The sequence below is a fragment of the Frankia sp. EI5c genome (assembly GCF_001636565.1).
GTDB lineage: Bacteria > Actinomycetota > Actinomycetes > Frankiales > Frankiaceae > Parafrankia.
The window spans coordinates 128,254-150,140 of record NZ_LRTK01000001.1; the positions used below are offsets into that span (position 1 = coordinate 128,254).

At 72.3% G+C, this 21,887-nt stretch carries 12 protein-coding genes and 4 pseudogenes; 8 read left to right on the plus strand and 8 right to left on the minus strand.

Annotated elements, in window-relative coordinates:
- Nucleotides 1-59 precede the first annotated feature (59 nt).
- From UG55_RS00500 to UG55_RS00510, 4 genes and pseudogenes are all read left to right on the plus strand, one after another.
- On the plus strand, nt 60-1,220 hold the full coding sequence (locus UG55_RS00500) for a hypothetical protein (RefSeq protein ID WP_066061083.1): 1,161 nt from the start codon (nt 60-62) through the stop codon (nt 1,218-1,220).
- Nucleotides 1,217-1,514: pseudogene (locus tag UG55_RS46490) on the plus strand (hypothetical protein); the annotation flags it as partial. The gene UG55_RS00500 and the pseudogene UG55_RS46490, both read left to right, overlap by 4 nt.
- 1 nt (nt 1,515) lies before the next feature.
- Nucleotides 1,516-2,758: pseudogene (locus tag UG55_RS46495) on the plus strand (hypothetical protein); the annotation flags it as partial.
- Nucleotides 2,759-2,780: 22 nt separating this feature from the next.
- Nucleotides 2,781-4,193, plus strand: coding sequence for an AAA family ATPase (locus tag UG55_RS00510; protein WP_066061089.1), 1,413 nt, complete (start codon nt 2,781-2,783; stop codon nt 4,191-4,193).
- A gap of 30 nt (nt 4,194-4,223) precedes the next feature.
- Here the strand turns inward: UG55_RS00510 and UG55_RS00515 are convergent, their stop codons facing one another.
- Both UG55_RS00515 and UG55_RS00520 read right to left on the minus strand, forming a co-directional pair.
- Nucleotides 4,224-4,892: an HD family hydrolase gene (locus UG55_RS00515; protein ID WP_199864992.1), complete on the minus strand. Its 669-nt coding sequence runs from the start codon at nt 4,890-4,892 to the stop codon at nt 4,224-4,226.
- Between the two features lie 386 nt (nt 4,893-5,278).
- A pseudogene (locus UG55_RS00520) lies at nt 5,279-6,680 on the minus strand (DUF222 domain-containing protein); the annotation flags it as partial.
- 217 nt (nt 6,681-6,897) lie between these two features.
- On the opposite strand from UG55_RS00520, the gene UG55_RS00525 reads away from it, so the two are divergent.
- Nucleotides 6,898-7,665, plus strand: a complete 768-nt coding sequence (locus UG55_RS00525; RefSeq protein ID WP_066061098.1) for a methyltransferase domain-containing protein — start codon at nt 6,898-6,900, stop codon at nt 7,663-7,665.
- Here UG55_RS00525 and UG55_RS00530 read toward each other — a convergent pair.
- Nucleotides 7,652-8,479: a class I SAM-dependent methyltransferase gene (locus UG55_RS00530; RefSeq protein ID WP_066061101.1), complete on the minus strand. Its 828-nt coding sequence runs from the start codon at nt 8,477-8,479 to the stop codon at nt 7,652-7,654. The genes UG55_RS00525 and UG55_RS00530 overlap by 14 nt on opposite strands.
- Before the next feature lie 310 nt (nt 8,480-8,789).
- Between UG55_RS00530 and UG55_RS00535 the strand changes: the two genes are divergently transcribed.
- A complete protein-coding gene (locus UG55_RS00535) occupies nt 8,790-9,500 on the plus strand; it encodes a helix-turn-helix domain-containing protein (RefSeq protein WP_066061341.1) in 711 nt (236 codons plus the stop codon).
- Here the strand turns inward: UG55_RS00535 and UG55_RS00540 are convergent.
- The 5 genes and pseudogenes from UG55_RS00540 to UG55_RS30795 all read right to left on the minus strand — a co-directional run.
- Nucleotides 9,479-11,305: an MDR family MFS transporter gene (locus UG55_RS00540; protein WP_066061104.1), complete on the minus strand. Its 1,827-nt coding sequence runs from the start codon at nt 11,303-11,305 to the stop codon at nt 9,479-9,481. The genes UG55_RS00535 and UG55_RS00540 overlap by 22 nt on opposite strands.
- Complete coding sequence (locus UG55_RS00545) at nt 11,302-12,042, minus strand: MarR family winged helix-turn-helix transcriptional regulator (RefSeq protein ID WP_128422798.1); 741 nt, start codon at nt 12,040-12,042, stop codon at nt 11,302-11,304. The genes UG55_RS00540 and UG55_RS00545 overlap by 4 nt, the downstream gene beginning before the upstream one ends.
- Before the next feature lie 243 nt (nt 12,043-12,285).
- Nucleotides 12,286-14,247 carry a DMT family transporter gene (locus UG55_RS00550; protein ID WP_066061107.1) on the minus strand — a complete coding sequence of 654 codons (1,962 nt, stop codon included), beginning with the start codon at nt 14,245-14,247 and terminating at the stop codon, nt 12,286-12,288.
- A 620-nt stretch (nt 14,248-14,867) separates the two neighbouring features.
- A partial coding sequence (locus UG55_RS00555) for a WD40 repeat domain-containing serine/threonine-protein kinase (RefSeq protein ID WP_242423518.1) occupies nt 14,868-16,555 on the minus strand: 1,688 nt, incomplete at its 5' end.
- A 1-nt stretch (nt 16,556) separates the two neighbouring features.
- Nucleotides 16,557-17,057, minus strand: a pseudogene (locus UG55_RS30795) (protein kinase); the annotation flags it as partial.
- Between the two features lie 842 nt (nt 17,058-17,899).
- Between UG55_RS30795 and UG55_RS00560 the strand changes: the two are divergent.
- Together UG55_RS00560 and UG55_RS00565 are read left to right on the plus strand one after the other, a co-directional pair.
- Nucleotides 17,900-19,384, plus strand: coding sequence for a DUF4407 domain-containing protein (locus tag UG55_RS00560; protein ID WP_066061110.1), 1,485 nt, complete (start codon nt 17,900-17,902; stop codon nt 19,382-19,384).
- A gap of 79 nt (nt 19,385-19,463) precedes the next feature.
- Complete coding sequence (locus tag UG55_RS00565; protein ID WP_242423519.1) at nt 19,464-21,716, plus strand: hypothetical protein; 2,253 nt, start codon at nt 19,464-19,466, stop codon at nt 21,714-21,716.
- Nucleotides 21,717-21,887 lie beyond the last annotated feature (171 nt).

Genomic DNA, 21,887 nt, shown 5'->3' on the forward strand with positions numbered 1-21,887 from the left:
GTTTCCCGCGGTTGCTCCGCGGCGACGGCCGCCTCGACGGAAGGCTCGAAGGACAGTCAGTGCAGAACGGCACCGAGTCACGCCTGGACCACCTCCGTGGCTGCGCGCCGCGCCGCCGGCATGACGCCCGGACGATCGCGGCACTGACCCGCAACCCGGGCTGCGCCCGGCGCGCGGTCCTGGACGCCGCGGGTGTCGACAAGGAACAGCTGGCCCAGTACATCGGCTTCCCGGCACCGTTCGGCCAGTCGCAGTTCGCAATCGTGCGCGGCAACATCTTCGAGTCGCGGGTCACCGGTGACGACTGCGCCACCCTGCTCGCCCTGCTGGCCGAATGCCTGGGGCCCGGCGCCGACGGCGCGGTGTTCGGCCCCGACGCCGACTACGTCGACCTGGGTTCGTCCGCCACCGGTGTGGCGGCTGGCGCTGGCGCCGCGGCTGGTGTCGGCGGTGACAGCCTGGTGGGACGGCATGACCGCACCCGGGAGGTACTCGGCCGCGCGGCCGGCCGGACGGTGCTGGCCGCGCATCCACTGCTGCGCCTGGCGGTCGGTGGCCAGGACGTCCAGCTGGAACCGGACCTGCTCGTGATCCGCCCCGACGGGCTGATCCACGTCATCGAGATCAAGTCGTTTGCCGTCGTCGACGGCCAGGCGGACGGGGAGAAGGTCGCCGCCGCCGCGATCCAGGCCGCCGTCTACGTCCTGGCCCTGCGTCGCCTGCTCGGCGAGTCGGCCGCCGTCTCCCATGACGTGGTCCTCGTCTGCCCCCGGGACTTCTCGAACGTGCCCACGGCGACCCGGGTCGACGTCCGCCGGCAGCTCCTCGCCCTCGAACACCAGCTCGCCCGCCTGGTCACGCTGGACACCCTGCTCGCCGAGCTGCCGCCCGACCTGACCTTCGACCTCGCGCCGGCCACCGACGGCAGGCCCACCCGCGCCGCCGAGGAGCTGACCGCCGGCCTCGGCCTGCTGCCCGCCCGCTATGCCCCGGACTGCCTCTCGATCTGCGAGCTGGCCTTCCGCTGCCGGCAGGAGACCGCCGGCCGGACGGCCGCGCTGGGCGCGAGCGTGCGCGAGGAACTGGGCGGCATCGACAGCGTCGACGAGGTGCTGGAGCTCGCCGACGGCACCCGCCGGCCGACCGAGGAGCAGGCCGAGGCGGCCGCCCACCTGCGGATCACCGCCCGGATGTACGCCGAGGGACTGGCGGGCGTGTGACGGCGATCAGCTCGTACGCCCGGGTGCTGGCGGCCGCCACCGGAAGCGCCGCGCCGATCGCCACCGTGCGGCACCTGCACATCTCCGCGCGCCCGTTCGTCCTGGTCCCGCTGACCATGGCCGGGGAGGCGAACGCGCCGCTGGCCGCGATGGTGGGCACCGCTCGGGACGAGCCGACCCTGCTGGTGGTTCCGCAGCCCCGCAACCGGGATCTGCGGTTCGCGTTCGCGGCCAGGCTGGCCCAGTTGCTGCTGCCCTACGTGCTGGGTTACGCCGCCGAGACCGAGGAGCTCCNGAACGGTCCACGCGCCCTCGACGCCCCCCAGCTCCTGCTGCCCAACCGGGCTGGCCTTGAGTTCGTTCGGCTGTTCGGCCGCTCGACCCGCTTCCGTTCCACCGAAGGCGAATACGCCGTCGCGCCCGAAGTGCCGGTGCTCGGCCGGTGGCTCACCTTCTTCGCCGAACGGGCCGAGATTCCCGGGTCTTCGCTGGCGCTCGCCGTCACCGAGATGCTCACCCTGCACTGGGCCACCGGCCAGAGCGCCCTGGAGGACGCCAACCTCGCCGCCCTCATGGGATGGATCGACCCGGCCCCCGGCCTGGACGGCCCCGCCGCGGCCCGACTGGCCGAGGACCCGCGGCACTGCCCGCCCGCCGGGCCCACCACCGACCCGGACTTCGACAACGAACTGCTGGCACCGGCGATCGCCGCCTACGACGCCGCCGCGCTCGCCGCCGCCACCGACCTGGATGGACGTCCCGCCACCGACCTGGATGGACGTCCCGGCGCCGTCGCCCGGCTGGAGGACCTGCTGCGGGCACAGCTCCAGCCGACCTGGGACCTCGTCTGGCGCGCACTCGACCTGCTCGACGCGCTGCCGGGCGGGACGTCGGTGCCGGGACGCTGGGAGAAGGACCGCGCCCGCTTCACCGGCTTCCACACCTACATGATCGAGGAGGGCTTCCCGCAGGCCCGGCGGGACGGGGCGGTGACGGCCGCGCGCCGGCTGAACCGCATCGAGCAGGCCCAGTCCAGCTACGAGGCCGAACGGGCCTTCGACGACCCGCTGGTCATGGCCGAGTACCGGGTGACCGGGGAGGCGTTCCGCGGCACGGTCGTCCAGGCCGACCCTGAGCGTCGCATCCCCAACGGGCGTGGGAAGGGGCGGATGGTGACCCGTCCGCTGGTGACGGTGCGCACCGAGGACCCGGTCCGGCTCGCCACGGGCACCAGGGTCGCGGCCAGCAGCCGCCGCCGGCAGGAATGCGTGATCATGACGATCACACCCGTGGGCGGCGACACCGGGACCGAGGCCGTCCTCATCACCCTGGAGGTGCAGAACGGGATGGGTCGGTCGGCGACGCCGGCACCCGGCTCCGTCCCCGAGGTCGGGGAGGAGCTCTGCTACAGCTCGGTCCTCCCGGACGGCGTGCGCTCGGCCGCGATGCCGGACGCCGCCGACACCCCTTGGACCCATGGCGGCCCACCCGAGCCCTACGAGGCGAACGAGGCGGACACCGCGGAGGCCTGGGATTAACACTCGCATCGCGTCCCGCGCCGTGGTCCCGGGCCCGGCGGGTTCCGCTGGCTCCCCGGGTTCCGCTGGCTCCCCGGCCGACGAGGCCGAGAGGGTAACCCGCGCGATCCTGGACGACCTGCGCTCGGGGCGTCACCGCGGGGTAATCGTCGACTCGCCGCCCGGGGCGGGAAAGTCGACGCTGGTCGTTCGGGCCGCCGCCGTCCTCGCCGCGTCCGGCGCACCGCTGATGATCGTCGCGCAGACCAACGAGCAGGTCGACGATCTCGTGGCGCGGCTGGCTGCCCGGCTCGCAGAGGAACTGCCCGCGGCCAGGATCGGGCGGCTGGGGCGGGCGGGCTACGTCCCGCCGGCTCGCCTGGCGGATCTGCCGAATGTCGTCACCGCCAGTGACGTCGGCGGACTGGGTGAGCCCGAGGTGACGATCTCGACGGCCGCGAAGTGGGCCTACGTCCGCGAGGGAACTTGGCCGTGGGCCATCGTCGACGAGGCCTATCAGATGCGGTCCGACACCCTGTTGGCGATCGCCGCGCGGTTCGAGCGCGCGCTGTTCGTGGGCGACCCGGGTCAGCTTGACCCGTTCTCCACGGTCACCAACGACCGGTGGCACGGGCTGGTCTGGAACCCGATGCAGAGCGCCGTGGCCGTACTCCAGCGCAACAATCCGGACCTCCCGGTGCACCGGCTGCCGGTCTCGTGGCGGCTGCCGCGCACGGCACAGTCCGTGGTCGCCGATGCCTTCTACCCCTTCACCGGCTTCCGGACGGGAACGGACCTCGGCGACCGCGGACTCGTGCTTCCGCGGCGCGGCGAAGGACCGCTGGACGAGATACTCGACGTCGCCGCCGAGACCGGCTGGGGCCTGCTCGAACTGCCCCCGCGGCACACGATGCGAACCGACGCCGAGGCCGTCGCCGCGGTCGCAGACCTTACTCGACGGGTCCTCCAGCGCGGCACGATCGCCAGATCGGACGGCGCGGAGACCACGATCACCCCGGACCGGATAGCGGTCGGTGCCGCGCACCGGGACCAGGTTGTCGCCATCCGAGCGGCCCTCGGTGACCTCGCCGCCCCCGACGGCGGTCCTCCCGCCGACGGCAGTCCGGCCACCGGCCAGATCGTGGTGGACACCGCCAACCGCCTGCAGGGCCGGGAGTACGAGGTCACCGTGGTGCTGCACCCACTGTCCGGCCGGCGGGACGCCACCGCGTTCCACCTGGAGGCGGGGCGGCTGTGCGTCCTGGCCTCCAGGCACCGGCAGGCCTGCCTGGTGGTCGCGCGGGCCGGCATCCGGGAGCTGCTCGACGCGCATCCCAGCAGCGAGCCCGTCCACCTCGGCGAGCCGGTGAGATTCCCGGACGGATGGGCCGCCAACCAGGCGGTGCTGGCCCACTTGGCGTCCAGCCGGGTTCGGATCCAAGGTTCCGGATCCTAAGCGCGGCGACGACCAGGCGCTCCGCCCTGGTCAGGCCGCCAGATAGCCGCGCCGGACGGCGTCGCCCACCAGTTGGTTGATGTACTCCCAAAGCGCGAGCGATCCCTCAGAAACGACCCGCTGGTGGGCCAGGACATCCTGGGCGCGCACCCCGTGGGTCTGCCAGCTGCCACCACCCGTGACGTAGTTCAGGATCAGTGGCTGCAGCCGGTCCAGCGCGCGGGCGAAACGGGCGTCGGGTGTGCGCCGGGCCTCGAACTCCTCCCACAGCGAGCGAAGCTGCACCGCCTGGTCGCGGGGGAGGAGAGGGAACAGCCGGTCGGCCGCCGCCTTCTCCCGGGCGTCCTGGTCGGCGACCGCGGCCGAGTCGTAGACGAAGGTGTCGCCCGCGTAGATCTCCACAAGATCGTGCAGGAGGAGCATCCGCAGTACCCGCCCGGTGTCCACCTCCTCGTCGGCGTACTCGCCCAGCACTATGGCCATCATCGCCAGATGCCAGGAGTGCTCGGCATCGTTCTCCGGCCGTGAGCCGTCCGCCAGCTGGCTGCGTCGCAGGACCGACTTGAGCTTGTCGATCTCCAGGATGAACGTGAGCTGCCGCGCGAGCCGGGAGTCGGCCGCCGACGGCAACGTGGCGACAGGCTCACCTGGCCTCGCGGGTGACGCCGAATCCTGGGGGGTCGGGGACTGCGTCGACACCTGTCCTCCTTGTGCTTCCGTGCGCATGCGTGCCTGATCCCTCGGACCGGTTGCGTCGCTCACCTTCGTGCGGTCGGTCTGCGGGAATCGTGGCGACCGCCCGCGGACCGTTCACGCGATCGGCTGATCGGCTGATCGGCTTGCTGGAGAGCGCCGCGTGCCCCCAGTGTGCGCGGATTCGCCGCCACAAGCGTCGCCTTGCGATGTGAACAGAGTCCGATCATCCTTCGGGTTGACAAATTAACAATGAACGGCAAACGAACCCTGTTCTGGTTGTCAATCCATCGATCTTGGCGATCGAGGGTTGGGTATGGTGCTCGCGTTCGCCTCGACGGGCGTCGAGGGCTCGCCTTCACCGGAGCTGCGGCGCACCGGCCCGACACCCNCCTCGGGACCGGAGTCCTCTTCGCCGGTGAGGTAGTTGTGGGGGTGGGTGGTGGTGGTTGTGCCGAGTGGGCTGGTCCAGGTGAAGGTGCCTGGGTGGGGCTGTGTGACGGTCCACGGGCGTTCGGGGTCGTGGCGTGCTTTGTGGTGTTTGAGGCAGGCGGGGCCGAGGTTGTGGGTGTGGGTGGGTCCACCGGCGGCGTGGGGGATGGTGTGGTCGGTTTCGGTGTGGGTGGCGGGGCGGGTGCAGGTGGGTTGGGTGCAGTGTCGGTTGCGGGCGCGGATGTGGCGGACCTGGGCGGGGCTGGGGAACCGTCGGTCGGCGACTTCGAGGAGGGCGCCGGCGGGGTCGGTGAGGATGCGCCGCCAGGTGGAGCCGGGCCGGTTGGCGATGTCGCGGGCGATTTCGGCTGGTACGGGTCCGTAGCCGGGGATCTCGCCGGGCTCGGTGGTGAGGCCGAGCAGGGTGGTGACGGGGACGACGACCTGTGTTTCACAGGGGATGGGGCTGAGGGGGGTGCGGCCGGTGAGAAGGTCGACGAGGATGTCGGCGCGGATCTGGTCGCGGGTGCGGAGGTCGTCGGAGGCGCGGCTGCGGGCGGTGCGGGTGGCGAGGTGGTCGAGGTGTTGGTAGCAGGCGGCGGCGTCTTCGGCGGGGAGTAGTGCGGTGAGGGTGCTGGTGGCGTCGTCGCCGGGATGGAGCCGGACGGCGCGGTCTCCTCGCCGGTGTGCGGCTCGTTGTGCGGCGCCGTGGGGGTCGAGGTTGATGACGGCGCGGCGGCAGGCTTTGGTGAAGGCGCGTCGGTGGCGTCGTGGTCCGTGGGCGAGCATCTGTGTCTCGACGTCGGTGGCGAGTGTGTCGCTGAGGGGTCTGGTGGCATTCTCCAGGGAGTGCAGCCGTTGCAGGTCCAGTACTCCGTCTTCCAGGGCTTGCACCGCCTGGGGGAGGCGGCGCACCACGGTTTCGGCGAAGGTCATCTGGGTGGTGGCGGCGCCGGTGGAGATGGCGAGGGTGAGGGCGAGTTCGTCGGGTGCGGACAGGGCGTGGCTGCCGGTGGGGTCGAGGTCGGGTGGTGGGTGTAGTCGGGCGTAGTCGGCGATCGCGCGGAGCATTCCGGCGTTGGCCGCGGCCAGGGTCGCGGCCTGGTTGGCGACGCGGGTGAGTGCCTCCCGGGCCTGGGCCTCGAACGCCAGCATCCTCTCGGCCCTCTCGGGTGTTCTGGTCACGGTGTCACCCGACCCCGCGCCCGAAGTCGCGTCCGAGCTCTCCGGCACAGGTAGGTTCATCCCGGCCACCCGGTCGGTGATGGGCCGTGTGATCGAACGTCCGTGTGCTGGCATGCTGCGCGCGCCTCGTTCCTTGATCCGAACCGGAACCACCTGCCCGACAGATGTCGAACACATGTTCGATCATAGGTGGGTGCTTCAGCGGTCTGCCGGTCCATGCGGACGAGACCACATGGAGTTCCTGAATGCGGGACCGCGGGCGGCTGCACGGAGAGGATGCTCATGGAGCCGGAGCCGGAGCCGGAGCCGGAGCCGGAGCCGGAGCCAGTCGTGCCGCGTGCGATGTCGGCGTCCTGCGGCCGTCGAGCGGAAATCGGTCTTGGAGGAACACACGATGGAAGCGTCGCCGGACGCGAAGTCCGTGCACTCCCTGCTCGCGGATCTTGTACTCGGTGGGCCGGCGGAGACTGTCATCGATCTGGGCGCAGGTAGCGGTGACACGCTGGCCGAGATCCGAGCCCGGGCCCCGGTCGGTCGTCTGGCCGCGGTCGACGTCGACGAGAACGCACTGGCCAAGGTCGTCGTCCGGATACCCGGGACCCACGGCGTCCAGCATGACGTCGCTGCTCCACTGCCGTTCGGCGATGAGACCTTCGACGTTGTTGTCTCGCACAACATGCTGGAATGCGTGCGTGAACCGGCCGCGCTGTTAGCCGAGATCGGCCGGATCCTCCGGCCGGGTGGCAGGGCGATTTTGGGGCACACCGACTTCGAGACCGTACTGGTGACGATCGAGGATCGTGATCTTGCTCGCCGGGTGCTGCGCACCTATGCGGAGCTGCCGGTTCGCTATCGCCATATGGCAACCTGCGACCCATGGATGGGGCGGAGGCTGGCCGGGCTTGTCCGGAACAGTCGGCTGAGCCTCGAGTCGGTGCGGGCCTTCGTGACGGTCCACACGAACCTGCCAGACGCGGCCGAGGTCCGTCTCGAGGAGGTTGCGGCGGCCGCGCGTCAGGCGGCCGCTCGCGGACTCGGTTACGTCACGCCGGAGGAGGTGGAGCATTGGCGGGATCAGTTACGCGCGGCTGACGAGACCGGGCATTTTCTGTTCAGCGAGACCGCCTTCGTCGTGACGGCAACGCGGCTTACCGAAGTGTGATCACGGTCTGCAGGTAGGCCGACGGCAGGGCGATCGCACTCTCGCATCCCTGATACCGGTCCCAGCTGCGGGCCAGGTCCGCCAGTTCGGCCGCGAGCTGGTCACGTCCGGCCGGCTCCAGTGCTTCGAAGGCCTTGAGGGTCGGGCCGTACCAGCGCCGGAAGAACGCGACGAAGGCCTCGGCGGAGGCGAACCGGAAAGTGCAGAACCGCTCGACCGACTCGATGGTCCTGATCGAGTCGCCGAACAGGTCGCCCAGATGTGAGCGGGTTCCCCACCGCAACGGGGAGGTGACGCCTGCCGGCGGCGGGACATGCGCGGAGATGACGCGGAACATCTCGCCGATGAAGCCGTCGGGCGTCCAGGAGACGAGTCCGACCGTGCCCCCGGGGCGGGTGACCCGCACGATCTCGTTCACCGTGCGCTGATGGTCGGGTGCGAACATCGAGCCGAAGACGCTGAGGACCGCGTCGAAGGAGTTGTCGCCGACCGGCAAGCTCTGCGCGTCGCCAACCCGGAACTCGACGTCGAGGCCCTCGGCGTGGGCTCGGGTCCGCGCGCCCTCCAACAACTGGGGTACATAGTCGATCCCGACGGCGTGGGCCCCCGCCCTGGCCGCGGCGATGGCGGCGTTTCCCGTGCCGCAGGCGACGTCCAGGACGTGCCAGCCGGCACGCAGATCCGCCGCGTCGGCGAGCAGCTCGCTCGGGAGCACGATGCGGGACGCGACCATGGCGAAGTTTCCGCTGGACCAGGTCGCCTGCTGCCGGTGCGTGATGGCGGCCAGGTCCGGTGACGTCTGCGCGGTGGACATGCCGAGCTCCTCTCGATTGGTTGCCCTGTGTGATGAGGGCTGTTCCTTGAGCAAGCATGCGCCGGCCTGGAGGAGGCTGACGAGTATCGATCTAGTACTGGTTCCAGCTAGTACTGGTTCCAGCCTGGCGACGGTGCCCGCGGTGCCCGCGGTGCCCGCGGTGCCCGCCGTGCCGCGTCGTGTCCCGTCGCGCACTGCCGTGCTCGCGGCGGCGGCGGTGCCGCGGCACCGCGGCACCGCATGCGGCACGCGGGTGTCCGGTTCCGGATGCGCGGCGCCATCGGGTCCCTCGCGGTGCGACCATCCGGGCATGGCTGGCCACGTCGACTACTGCCCGATCGCTGTCGGTGTCGAGATTCTTGGTGACCGGTGGACGCCCCTGGTGATCCGGGAGCTGAGCGTCGGCGCGAGCGGATTCAACGAGATCGCCCGCGGACTGCCCAGACTCAGTCGGACCCTGCTCGCGCAGCGGCTGCGCACGTTGGAACGTCGTGGACTGGTGCGCAAGGAGGAGGCCCCGCGGGGCCAGCAGGTGCGGTATCAGCTGACCGAGTCCGGCGCCGCGTTGTCTGCCGTCGTGTGGTCGATCGGCCAGTGGGCGGCGGAGTGGATGTTCGGTGACCCGGTCGAGGAGGAGTGCGACGGCCTGACGCTGATGTGGCGGCTGCACCAGTGCGCGATCATGGATGCGCTGCCGCACCGGCGCACGGTGGTGCACCTGCTCCTGACCGGCGCGGGTGCGGCCGAGGGCTGGTTGGACATCGATTCGGGCCTGGTCACCGTGTGCAGGGAGGCTCCCGGCCGCGATGTGGACCTCACCGTCGAGGCGCAGACCGCGCACATGCTCCGCTGGCTCCTGGGGGTCGCCAGCTTCCGTGACCTGATGATCGATGGTCAGGTGCGCACCATGGGCCCGGCGAACCTCGTCCGGGAGTTTCCCGGCTGGTTCGACACGACGGCGTTCGCGGAGAGTCTGCGGCGCGCGAGGTTGCGCAGAGATCAGGAAACCGTCCCGGCCTGAGCCTCGGCGGGCGCGATCCCAGCGGGCGCGGTGCCAGCGGGCGCGGTGCCGGCGGGCGCGGTGCCGGCGGGCGCGGTGCCGGTGGGCGCGGTGCCGGTGGACAGGTCCCGGGTTGGCGAGGTTTCGCCGGCTGGGGCGGTGGCCGGCCCGGTGGCCCGCTCGGCGGTCGAGGTGGCTGCGGCTGCTTCGGCGCGCGCCGCCTCCAACCCGGAGACGGTTCGCAGCGGGACCTCGGGCAGGAGCAGCGCCAAAATCAGGCCGAGCACCAGGACGCCGGCGCCGACCAGGAAGGCGAGATCCATCGCGTCCGAAAAGCCGATCATGAAGGGATGGGCGATCGCCTTCTCGATCTCCTGGAGGAACCCGGTGTCATCCAGCGTTCCGCCGGAGGTGACCTGGCGGAGCTGGTCGGGGTGTGCGGCGACCGCCGCGTCGAAGGCGGCGTTACCCCGGGCGGCCTGGTAGGCGTCGGTGATCCGGCCGGGTGCCGCACCGAAGAGAAGCGAGAGGAACACAGCGGTGCCCAGCGTGCCGCCGATCTGCCGGAAGAAGGTGGCCGACGCGGTCGCCACTCCGATGTCGCGGGGCGCCACGCAGTTCTGCATCGCGACGACGAGGGTCTGCATGCTCTGGCCGAGTCCGAGCCCGAACAGCAGCATCGTGAGGTTCGTCCGCCACAGCGGCGTGTCCGCGCCGACGAACGAGAGAGCGACGAGCGCGACGAGCATGAACGCGGTGCCGATGATCGGGAAGAGGCGGTAGCGGCCGCTGCGCGCGATCAGCCGCCCCGAGGTCATCGACGCCACCAGCACGCCGCCCATCAGCGGGAGCAGCAGCAGGCCGGCCTCGGTGGGTGAGGCGCCCTGGACTATCTGCAGGTACAGCGGGATGGTCGCGAGTGCGCCGAACATCCCGACACCGACGATGATCGACAGGATCGAGCCCATGGAGAAGGCTCCGGTGCGGAACAGGCGGAGCGGAATGAGGGCGTCGTCGCCCATGCGCCGCTCGGCGACGACGAAGGCGGCGAGTCCGAGCACTCCGATCACGTAGCAGAGGATGGAGACGGTCGAGCCCCAGCCCCACTCCCGTCCCCGCTCGGCGACGAGGAGGAGCGGGACCACCGCCGCCATGATCGCGACAGTGCCCCACCAGTCGATCCGCGCGGTTCCCCGGCTCCTGCCCGCGCGCAGCACCCGGTTGACGACCACCAGCGCGATCAGCCCGATCGGAACGTTGATCCAGAAGATCCACCGCCAGCCCGCGAGCCCGAGCACGCTGTCGCGCCCGGAGAGGAAGCCGCCGATGACCGGGCCGGCGACGCTGGACGTCGCGAACGTCGCCAGGAAGTAGGCCATGTACCGGGGACGTTGCTGAGGCGACACGATATCGGCCATGATCGACATCGCGAGCGAGAAGAGGCCCCCGGCGCCGAGCCCCTGGAGCGCACGGAAGCCAGCCAGGACGTACATGTTGGACGCCAGCCCGCACAGCACCGAGCCGACGATGAAGATCGCGATCGCAAGCATGAACAGCGGCTTGCGCCCGTAGATGTCGGAGAGCTTGCCGTAGAGCGGTGTGGTGATCGTCGAGGTGATGAGGAAGGCGGTCGTGACCCACGCCTGGGCGGACAGGCCGTGGAGATCGTCCCCGATGCTCCGGATGGCTGTCGTGACCACAGTCTGGTCGAGCGCGGCGAGGAAGGTGCCGAGCAGGAGCGCGGTGACGATGGTCATGATCTGTCGGTGGCTGAGGCCGCCCGCCGGCGGTGCGGCTTCGGTCGTCGTCACGCCGGCGGCGCTCATCGGCTGCCTTCCTCCGCTGTCGAGACGCCCCTGCCGGTGGTCGGATCACCGACCGGCCGGGCGCCTGTGTCGGCCCGCGGGCCGTCCGGGCCGTCCGGGCCGTCCGGGTCCTCGGATCCGCCGCCCGGCCGCGTGCCCGGCTCGCCGCCCCGGTCGCCGCCCGGCTCGTTCTGCCTGCGGAGGCGGGTGGTCGGCCCGGAGGCGCTCCAGGTCGGCTGGTGGATCTCCATCGCGTTGCCGAACCGGCGCAGCAGCGCGGCGAGGGTGACCACGTCCTCGCTGCTCCAGTTCGCGAGCATGGCGGAGTACCGCTCGTTCCGGACTCGGATGTGGTCCCGGTGGACCTGCCGGCCGGCCTCGGTGACGCCGAGGACCACGGCGCGCCCGTCGTCCGGGTCGGCCCGCCGCTCGACGTAGCCGTCCCGCACGAGTCCGGCGATCTGCCGGCTCACGGTGGACGGATCGGACTGCACCGAAGTGGCGAGCGCCCCGAGCCGCATCGGGCCGTTCGCGGCCAGATGTGAGATCAGGATCTGCGCTGCCCATTCCATGTCGTTCCGTGCCCTGGCCAGGAACTGGCTGCGGGCACGGGCGAGGCCGCGCAGCAACCGCGCGAGGTCGTCAGCGAGTTGCGCGACCTGTTCCTCGCGGTCCATCGGTGTCTCGTGCGGGGCGGTCCCGATCATCGGGGGCCGGTCGGTCTGGGTCCTGGGCCCGCTGGCGGTCGTCTCGTCCATGCTCGCGGTGCTCTCTCTGCTGTCGACCCTCGCGGTACTCTCCAGGCCGCTGGCGGTCATTGACGGTCGTTGTCGGTCGTTGACGGTCGCGACGTGGGGCGCCCCGCCGAGATCCCGGCGCGGCGGCGGCCTGGATGCAGTGATGGCGCAATGTGGATGCAGCATACAACTAATATGTTCAGTTGTGTGGAGCTGGCGACCTCGATTGCCGAGGCCAGCGGTCGGTGGGTGGTCAGTGGGTGGTCAGTGGGGCGGTCGGATGGGCAGAGACCGGAGTACCTGCTCCGCCCGTGCCGAGAGTTCCTCCGCCTGCGCGAGGAGCGCGTCCGCCCGCGCGTCCAGGGCACGTTGCGAGGCGGCGAGCTCGTGGTCGCTGACGACATCCGGCCGGTCGTCGAGCTCGACCGGCGGCTGTGTGCGCCGATCGGTGTCCTGACGCCGGTGGGTGGGCTGGTCGCCATGCCGCGCCGATCGGTCACGGTTGCTGGCTGGCGACAGCGTCCGGACGGCTCGCGGGGCGGCGGCACGTGGCGCGGCGGCACGTGGCGCGGAGGCCGCCCGGCGTCGCGCGGCGCCCTCGCCGCCGAGGGCCCGGCCGGACCGCTGGGGCGCCCCCGGGCCGGGTTCGGCCCCGGGCACGCGAACCGACGGGCGGCCCTCGGTCTGCCGGCGAGCCCGCCCCAGAGATCCGTTGGCCACCGGGACGGTGCCGCGCCTGACCCGGGGCGGTGCCGCGGCACCGCTGGCCGGGTTCGTCCTGAGGCGGATCCGGGCCGCGGCCCGGCGCAACCCGGCACCGACGGCGGTGCCACCGGGCTGGGTGGTGTCCGTGAGGCCGGTTGCCTCGGCCCGGGCAGCCGCGGGTTCGTCCGCCGGCCGATCCCGGTGTCTGGAAGCCACAGCGGAGGTGCCGACGGCGCTCCGCGGGTCGTGCGCCCCCGTGCCATGTGTGCCGGCGGCACCCGTGTGACCGGTGCCGCCCGCACCCGTGTGACCGGTGCCGCCCGCACCCGTGTGACCGGTGCCGCCCGCACCCGTGTGACCGGTGCCGTTCGCGCCCGCGAGGCCGGTGCCGTCGGCGTTCACGTGACCGGCACCCGCACCCGCCGCCGCCGCCCGCATCGTGCTGATGCGCGTGTCGAGGTGCTCCCGGTCGTCGACCAGCCGGGCCAGCTCGCAGTGGATTCGGTCCAGATCCTGGTGCAGATGGCGGTACTGGCGCCGCTGCGCGCGGTCGGTGCTGGCCCGCCGCCCGCGGGCGAGGTCGTCGCGCAGCAGTTCCAGATCCCGGTGGAGCAGGTCCTCCAGCCGCGAGAGCTGGCCCTGGGACGTCCTCGCGTGCAGCCGGGACAACTGGCCGGTCACCAGCGGTGAGGCGGCCAGGGCCCGGACCCCGATGATCATGACGGCCAGGCCGGCGATCTCGCCGACCACCGCGAGGGGGCTGAGGCGGAGCATGCCACCGAGCAGGAACACCCCGATGGCGACCCCGCCGAGCGGCTCCAGGCTCACCGCCGCCGGCAGGGAGGCCGGCAGCGGCGCCATCTCGTAGGCGCTCTGCAGCAGCAGTCCGCTGGTGAGGGCGACCACGACGACCGCATAGGTCTGCCAGGACGTCGGGAGCGCACGCACACCCGAGGTCTCCACCAGCCGCCCGACCCCGCCGATGAGCGCGCCCTGCAGCGCCGACAGCAGGCCGGCGCCGCCCGCCAGCAGGGTGGCGCGCCGCGCGGGATCGAGCCGGCGGGTGCCCAGCACCGCCCAGGTCGCCAGCCCGCCGATCGAGGCGCAGGTGAGAATCCAGCCGAGCGTGGTCGCCGCCTCGACCTTGCCCTGGTGCGGGTCACCGGCCAGCAGGAACGTGGCCAGGCCGAGCGCCGTCGCCGCCGCGGCCGCCCAGTCCCGGCGCGGCACCCGTCTGCGGGCCCAGACGGCGGCCAGCGGCAGGGCGAAGAGAAGTTGGCAGACCTGAAGCGGCGCGACGAAGGCGACGGTGGAGCGGGCCAGTGCGGCCGCGGACGCGAACGTCCCGACCGCGGAGAGAAGCACACCGACATCCCACATCGGGCGCCGAACCAGCCACAGCAACAACCGCAGCCGCAGGACGTCCTCCGGCGGCGCGTGGAACGCGACACGTTGCTGGATCACCGCGGCCACGCCGAAGCACACCGCGGATCCCAGGCCCAACAGGTAGGTCGTCAGCATCTGTGATCTCGTCCCGTGCCGGGCGGCGCTGTCTGGGCAGATCCTGCCGGATGGCCGATCCGCGCCGACGGCACCCTGCCGCCGGGTGCCGGGGGAGCGTGGCCATGCGCCGCTGGTTGGTTCAGGAGTGGTCGAACGGTGATCCTCCTGGACGCCGGTTCGGTTCGGGTCCGCGGGCCGGGCGCGTACCCGGGCGGTAGCCAGACTCCTGCGAGCATGCCGCACGGCCGTGCCGCGGGTGCGGTGCCCGGAGAACGAGTCGGGGTGAGCGCGCGCACCACGGACGTGGACGGGGCAGGCCGGTTGTGCGCCACCTGGGGCGGCGTCCCCCCGCCGGCGAGTCTGCGTGGCGTGGCGTACCGGCGCGGCAGGGCCAGGTACTCGTCGAGCACCCCCGGCAGATGATCGAGGACGACGAGCTCGATGGTACGGCGCGCCCGTTCGCGCCGACGGCCGGCCCCGCGCTTCCGGTCCGTCCGGTGGGCGAAGCCGCCCACGGCGTCGGCGAGAACCTGTACCGAGCAGGGCGATCGGGAGCTGGCACGAGCCCGGGCGGCGTCGACTGACAGCCGGAAGGCCGGGGCGTCGGAGACCCCCGCGAGCCCTCGGGTCGCCGGCCGTTACCCGGGCCGTCCTGAAGCGAGGTGTGCGCGGGACCCGTGATGCCGCGCCCGCCACAGGCGCACCGTGCCGTCCTCGCCGGCGCTGGCGAGGATGTCGCCGTACTGGGAGAAGGCCACCGCGTTCACCCAGCCGGCGTGGCCGCGCAGCGGCTCGCCGAGGGGAAGGGGCGCAGTCGGTGTGGTGGTGTCCCAGAGCCGCACCACCTGGTCGCAGCCCGCGCTGGCGAGAATCTTCTCCGCCGGGGAGAAGGCGACCGCGTTCACCGCCGCGCGTCTGGCCCGCAACGGCTCGCCGAGGAACCGGGGAGCGGCCGGGCTGGCGACATCCCACAACCACACCGTGGACGCCGCCCGCAGGGAGACGTTGATGCTGGAACTGGCGAGGATGTTCTGACGCGGGGAGAACGCCACCGAATACACCCAGCCGACGTGGTCGCCGAGTCGTTCGCCGAGGAGCTGGGGGGCGGCGCGGTCGGTCAGATCCCAGAGCCGGACCGTTCGGTCGGCGCTGGCGCTGGCGAGGGTCCGCCCGTCCCGGGAGAACGCCACTGAAAGCACCCTGCCGGTGTGGCCTCGAAGAGGCGCGCAGATCGGGCGCGCGGCGGCCGGGTTGGCCACGTCCCACAGCCGGACGGTCTCGTCCTTGCCGCCGCTGGCGAGGGTGCGCCCATCGGGTGCGAAGGCCACCGAGTTCACCTGACCGGTGTGTCCCTGCAGGGTCCTGCCCGCGGGTGCGGGGGCGGTCGGGTCGGTCAGATCCCACAGTCGGATCGTGCTGTCGGCGCCCGCGCTGGCGAGGATCTCCGCCTCCGGGGAGAACGCCAGTGTCAGGACGGTGCCGGAGTGGCCGGGTAGTGGTCTGCCGACGAGCTGCGGGTGGGCTGGGCTGGTCAGGTTCCACAGCCGAACGGTCTGGTCGGCGCCGGCGCTGGCGAGGATGGGCCGCGCTGAGGAGAACGCCACCGCATGGACGGGCTTCTCGTGGCCGCGCAGGGGGCGGCCCAAGGCACGCGGGCCGGGCTCGCCCGGGCTCGGGCGCCTGGTGGCACTCGCGCTCCGCTCCGACGACCGGGGGTCCGCGAGCGGGCGGGCGCGCTGCGCCGCCCGGTTGGCCTGCGCTCCTCGGTCGGCCTGGGTGACCTGGCTGACCGGGGGGACCTGGCTGACCGGGGGGACAGCCGCCTGGTGGGGCCCGGTCGGGCCGCGGATGATGTCGATCAGTTCTTCCGGAAGGCCGGTCAGGTTCAGCGGCAGCCCGGTGCGGGACCTGCTGGCCCAGCCCGGCTGGTAGACATCGGTGGCTGCCTGGGCGAGGTCCATGGCGAAGTCGGCGGCGTGGGCGTGGCGGTCGCCCGGGTTCTTCTCCAGCGCACGCAGGACCACCTGGGCCAGTCGGGCGGGCACACCGGTCATGGGCGGGGGCTCGTCCTCGAGGTGCGCACGCCACATCGGCTTGGCGCCCCTCGGGTCGAAGGGGAGCCGGTTGGTCAGCAGCCGGTAGAGCACGACGCCGAGGGCGTAGATGTCGGTGGCCCGGGTGAGGCCCTCCCTGGTGAACTGCTCAGGTGCCATGTACGGTTCGGTGCCGACCACATTGCTGGTGCGGACGGACGACCCCTCGAACGGCTTCGCGAGCCCGAAGTCGCAGACCTTCAGTGTGCCGTCCTCCGCGAAGAGGATGTTGGNGGGTTTGATGTCGCGATGCAGCAGGCCGCGCCCGTGGGCGTGTTCCAGCCCGGCGGCCGCCGCGAGGCCGACCGCGCAGGACTGCTCGGGAGACAGATCGTTCCTTCGTGTCTGCAGGGTGCCGCCGGGTAGGTATTCCATCACGATCAGGTGAAGATCGCCGGGCCCGCCGGAATGCTGGACTGAATACTTGAAGGAGTCGTACACTCGCACCACGTGCGGGTGATCAAGGCTGGCCAGCAGGCGCGCCTCGGTGGTCGTGCCGGGCATTCCCTTGATGGCGCTCGGGCTCCCCATTTCGCGATGGGTGGCCATGATGACCAGGCCGTAGCCGCCCGCGCCCAGCTCCCCACCCAGGCTGTACTCGGGCCGTCTCGCCGCCACCGCCTCAGGTATGTGCGTGCTGAGCCATCTACGAAGCAACCCTGAATCAGACGTCATGTCGTGGTGAGGCCCGCTAGCCTCTTTTCCCCCCGTCCGCGTCGTGGTGAACGGCATCATAGTGGTCACTCGACGTACCCGATGNGGTGAACCGTCCAGTGGCCACCGGACGGTTCGCCCCATCGGACGTTCATTCAGCGAGCAAACCCGGCCAGATGTCGTTGAGTGCGGCGCCATCCCGTGCACCGTCCCTTGCCCACCGTCAACCCGCCCGCTGTCCGCCCCGGGGGGTGTTACCGCTGGTCGGCGATGCCGTCACTGCTGAACCGCGGGCCCATCCACGGATCGGGAGGCGATCCCGGCGACATCAAAACCCAAATCCTCCCGGCGTCGTCCGGATTCCGATCAACCACAGGTCAATGCGAGTGGTCGGCGGGCCCGCTCGACTGCTGCCGCACAACTGACTCCGATGACCCCGAATACCACGGTCGTCCGCCGTCCGCGTGCGGTACCTTCCCGTCGGCGGAGCTGTCGCGTCGTCGGCGGAGCTGTTGCGGACCGCCGAAGGAGCGGGCGTCGAACCAGCCGCCGGGGCGGTCGCCGCCTGCCCGGTGGCGGCGCCGCGGAACGGGGGGCAGCAGGGGGCGAGGCAGCAGGGGGCACAGTACGGACCTTCCGTCGGTGAGCGCAGCCACAACGGCCGCTTCGCCCGCCCCTGTCGCCCTCGTGGCGCCGGCCGTGCGGCTTTGAGGACGGCGTGGGAACGATGCACGCGGGAACGGCGCTCGCCGGAACGATGCCTAGGGGAACGATGCCTGCGGGAACGATGCCTGCCGGGACGGTTGCTGGCGGGAACGAGCCGCGGGGNCTTTTTTGCGGGTAGTGTTCTGATGGGCCACTTCATCCGGCTGGGCGGGCCGTCGGGCTGCCGCGGCGGGGTAATGACGTTAACGGGGAGCGTCATGTCAAACAGTTTTTTCCTGGGCAGCCCGGAGCAGGGCGGTTCGCCAGGCGCTGCCGCGGCGGAGGTCACGCGCCGCCAGTCGCGGGTAACCCGCCTGCTGCTGTGGCTCTCCGGCGCGAACACCGAGATACTGAACCGGTTTCCGTCCGACGTGGCGAAGTACGTGGGTATCGGCGGCGCCGTGCTCACGACGTCGACCATGGCCGCCATCTCCTGCGCGTTCGCGCTGCGCATGGCGCTGGGTCTGAATCCGTTTTTCTACCTGATCCTCGGCCTGGCCTGGGGTTTTGCCATCATGAGCCTGGACCGGTGGCTCGTGGTCTCGATGCAGCGTCGGGACCACTGGTACCAGATCCTGCCGGTTGCCCTTCCCCGGCTCGTGCTCGCGCTGCTGATCGGTGTGGTCATCTCCACCCCGCTGGTGCTGCGCATCTTCGAGGCGGAGATCACGACCGAGCTCGCGCAGATGCGCAGCGATCGGGAAAGCGAGTTCCTGGCGACCTCGCAGACCGACGAACGCGGCCAGCGGATCACGGCGCTGACCGCGGAGCGGGACCAGCTGCAGAACACGATCGACTCCGGCGCCTCGGTGGATGTCAGCAAGGATCCCGAGGTCATCCGCATTCAGGCGCTGGTTGACGCCAAGCAGGGCGAGTACAACCAGGCCGAGCAGAACGTCGTCTGCGAGAACGAGGGCACCTGTGGCAGCACCAGGGTCGGCCGCGGTCCCGCCTACGCGGAGAAGGTGGCGATCCGGGATCGTCTCAAAGGCGAGCTGGACGAGCTGAAGGGGCAGCTCACCACCGCCCAGCAGAACGCGCGGACCGCGGGTGAGACCACCCGCGGCGCCGAGGTGACGACCGCGCGCTCCCGGCTGACCGAGGTCTCCACGGAGCTGGCGACCCTCACCGCGCAGCGCACTGAGTCCGTCGACAGGTTCCGGAAGGAGAACGGCAAGGAGAACGGCCTGCTCATCCGCATGGAGGCGCTGGACAACCTGACCGCGCACCGGCCGGCCCTGGGGCTCGCCCACCGCTTCCTGCTGCTGTTCATCACCGCGATCGAGTGCCTTCCCATCATCGTCAAGTTCTTCATCTCGATCGGCCCACCGACCGACTACGAACAGGCGGTCGCCCTCGACGGGCGGAGCCGGCTGCGGGCCGAGGAGGAGCGCATCCGGCAGCGGCGGGCGGACACCATCCTGGAGAACAACGGCCTGCACCGGCGCCGACAACTCGGCTGGGAGATGGAGGCCGAGGCGGTCGAGCAGGCCAGCGAGGCCGCCCTCGAACAGTACAAACGCCGGGCGCTCCGGCTGGCCCGGCGAAACCCGGAGCAGTTCCTGTTTCCCGGGTCGCAGCCGGTTACCGCCGGGCGGCGGGACGGCGGCCGGCAGTCGGACCCGGGCGGCGATCCGGTCCAGCCCCCCGGTCCGTTCTTCGACGGCGACTCGGGTGACACCCATGGCCGATGGCGGCGCTGAGCGGCCCGCTCGGCTCCTCGACGCAGGACGGGCACGCAGGGAGCTGACGGCAGGCGACGGGTGACGCGAAGATCATCTGGTGGGGCCGGCCTGGTGCCCGTGGCGCGGCGCGGCCGCACCCGTTGTTCCTCCGGCCGCCGGGCGCACCGGGCAGGACGAGCGGCTCACCGAGGATGACGCGATCACCAGACTGACCCGATCACCAGACGATGGGGAGACGACTCCGGTGGCCTGGAACCCCGCCCCGGCGACAGCGACAGCGACAGCGGCGGCGGCGGCGGCCGGCTGCCCGGTCTGCCGCCGGCCGGTCGAGCGGCAGGATCGCGCCTGCCCGCGCTGTGGCTGGCAGTTGCGCGGCGGCTATGTCCTCGGCGAGGTGACGGCGGAACTCCGGCGGGCGTTCGATGAGCGGTTGACCCAGGCCCGGCGCCGCCGCGATCTGCGGGCCGTCGCCAGGGTGCTCGCCGCCCTGGAGCACACGGACCCGGATCTGCCGGGCCGCCTCGCGGCCCTCGTGCACGGCGGGCCACCCAGTGCGACGGCCCTCGCCGCCGAGCGGACGGCCCTCGCCGCCGAGCGGACGGCCCTCGCCGCCGAGCGGACAGCGCTCGCCGCCGAGCGGCCGGCCCGCGCAGCTGGGCGCGCGGCGACGGCGACCCCCAGCGGCCGGGTGGCCGGGCCGGTCCGGCCGTCGCCGGCCCCATCGTTGCCGGCCCCATCGTCGGCGGCCCCATCGTCGGCGGTCTCGGAGCTGGTGGTCGCGTTGAGCTCGCTGCTGCGCGGGGTGGGGTCCGGTGGGGCCGGGCGGATCACGATCGTGGAGTTCCAGCCTGACGCCGTGGTCGTCAGCCTGCTGGCTTCCGGCGCCGGCGGGGTGCCCGGCCGACCGGGGGTGACCCGCACCTGGGAGTGGTCGGAGCTGCTCCCCGCCCTGCCCGCGAACCGGGACGCTCGCCGGCTGAGCCTCGCCTGCGGTCTGGGGGACGACGTCCAGCCCGGTTCGCTCGCCCCGCTGCTCGCCGCGGTGGAGGGCACGGGCGCCACCGAGATCCTGCTCGTCCGGCCGGCGGTCGACTGGCCGATGATCAGCCAGGCCGTGGGCGTGCTGGCTGACAGCCTGCACCGGGCCGACGACGGTCCGCGGGTTCATCAGGTTCGGGCCCGCCGCCGGGAGAGCCTCGGCAGCGCCTTCGACGCGGCGCTTGCGCGGGTACCACTCACCGTCGGCTACGGGCTGGTCGTGGCGGATGTCGACCCGGTCACCAGGCAGGTGCGCCTGCGTACCCGGGATCTGTTCGCCGCGGGGACGGTCGCCGCCGGCGGGCGGCCGCCGACCGCCGAGGTCACCGTCGCGGTCCCCGGGCTCGCCCCGGCCGAGCTGGCGCTGGCGATTGTGGCCGGCGGGCCGGTCGGCGTCCACACCGGTTCGGATCCGTACCGATGGGCGCCGATCGCCTTCGGCTGGGCGGAGGTGTCCCCGGGCAGCGAGCTGCGGCTGCGGCTGGCCCTGGACGGCCCGGGCCGGGTCCGTTTCCTCGAACCCGACGGCGTGCGGGTCGACAACCCGGGGCCAGGCTGGCCGGAGCTGCTGGCGCACCTCCCGCGGTACTACGGCGCCAGCCCGGCGGACGTCGTCTGCCTGGTGGAGACGGCCGGGACGGACCAGGCTGTCGCCCCCCGGCTGCGGCTGGTCGAGGAGCTGCTCGCCCTGGTCGAGGCCGAGCACGCCGATCCGGGGTCTGTACGGTTCGCGGTGCTCGGTTTCGATGATCATGATTTTCTGGGTGGGTCGCGGCGCGGGCGGGAACCGACGGTGCGCGCCGCGGGGCCGGGAACCGTCGACCAGGTCCGCGCAGAGCTGCGTGACTGGCGTCCGAGCGCCCCTCAGCACGACTTCGCCGCGGCCATCGAGGACGCGCTGGCCGCCGCGGCCCGGCTGCCCTGGCGCCGCGGGGCCGCCGCCGCACTGGTGACCGTCGGCGCCCGGCCACCGCATCCGCCGAGGCAGGAGGCGGACGACCTGACGCTGCCCTGCCTGGTCCGTCATGACTGGAGAAGGATCATGGACGACCTGGCTGCCGAACGCGGCCCGCGCCGGGTGGCTGTGCGCGGGCAGCCGAGTGCCGACCTCGCCCAGGCGGGCCCGGACGCCCCGGCTCGGGCCAGGGCGGCCTGGAACGCGCTGGGTGCGGACGCGCTGCTCGACCTCGGGACGGCGTCGGCGAGGCAGGTGGCCGACGCACTGGGGCTGCTCACCGGGCCGGCCGGCCAGCCGCTGCCGCTGCCGCTGGGCACCGGTGCTGCCGGGGCCGCGACGGGCGGAGCGCGGTGACGGGTCCGACCTCCGGCGGGATCTCCGGGCCCAGCGGCCGCTACTCCCAGTCCGGCCGGGTTCCACCGTCTTCCCGGGTTCCACCGGCGGCTGCCCGAGTCACCTCGTCTGACGGGGGTCCGCCACCTGACGGGGTTCCGCCGGTCCAACCGGCCCGGCGCCCGCGGTCGC

Bases quoted from the DNA above. Each gene is read 5' to 3' on its own strand.
- UG55_RS00525 (WP_066061098.1), top strand. From the start codon at position 6,898: ATGGAAGCGTCGCCGGACGCGAAGTCCGTGCACTCCCTGCTCGCGGAT.
- UG55_RS00530 (WP_066061101.1), bottom strand. From the start codon at position 8,479: ATGTCCACCGCGCAGACGTCACCGGACCTGGCCGCCATCACGCACCGG.
- UG55_RS00535 (WP_066061341.1), top strand. From the start codon at position 8,790: ATGGCTGGCCACGTCGACTACTGCCCGATCGCTGTCGGTGTCGAGATT.
- UG55_RS00540 (WP_066061104.1), bottom strand. From the start codon at position 11,305: ATGAGCGCCGCCGGCGTGACGACGACCGAAGCCGCACCGCCGGCGGGC.
- UG55_RS00545 (WP_128422798.1), bottom strand. From the start codon at position 12,042: ATGGACGAGACGACCGCCAGCGGGCCCAGGACCCAGACCGACCGGCCC.
- UG55_RS00550 (WP_066061107.1), bottom strand. From the start codon at position 14,247: ATGCTGACGACCTACCTGTTGGGCCTGGGATCCGCGGTGTGCTTCGGC.
- UG55_RS00560 (WP_066061110.1), top strand. From the start codon at position 17,900: ATGTCAAACAGTTTTTTCCTGGGCAGCCCGGAGCAGGGCGGTTCGCCA.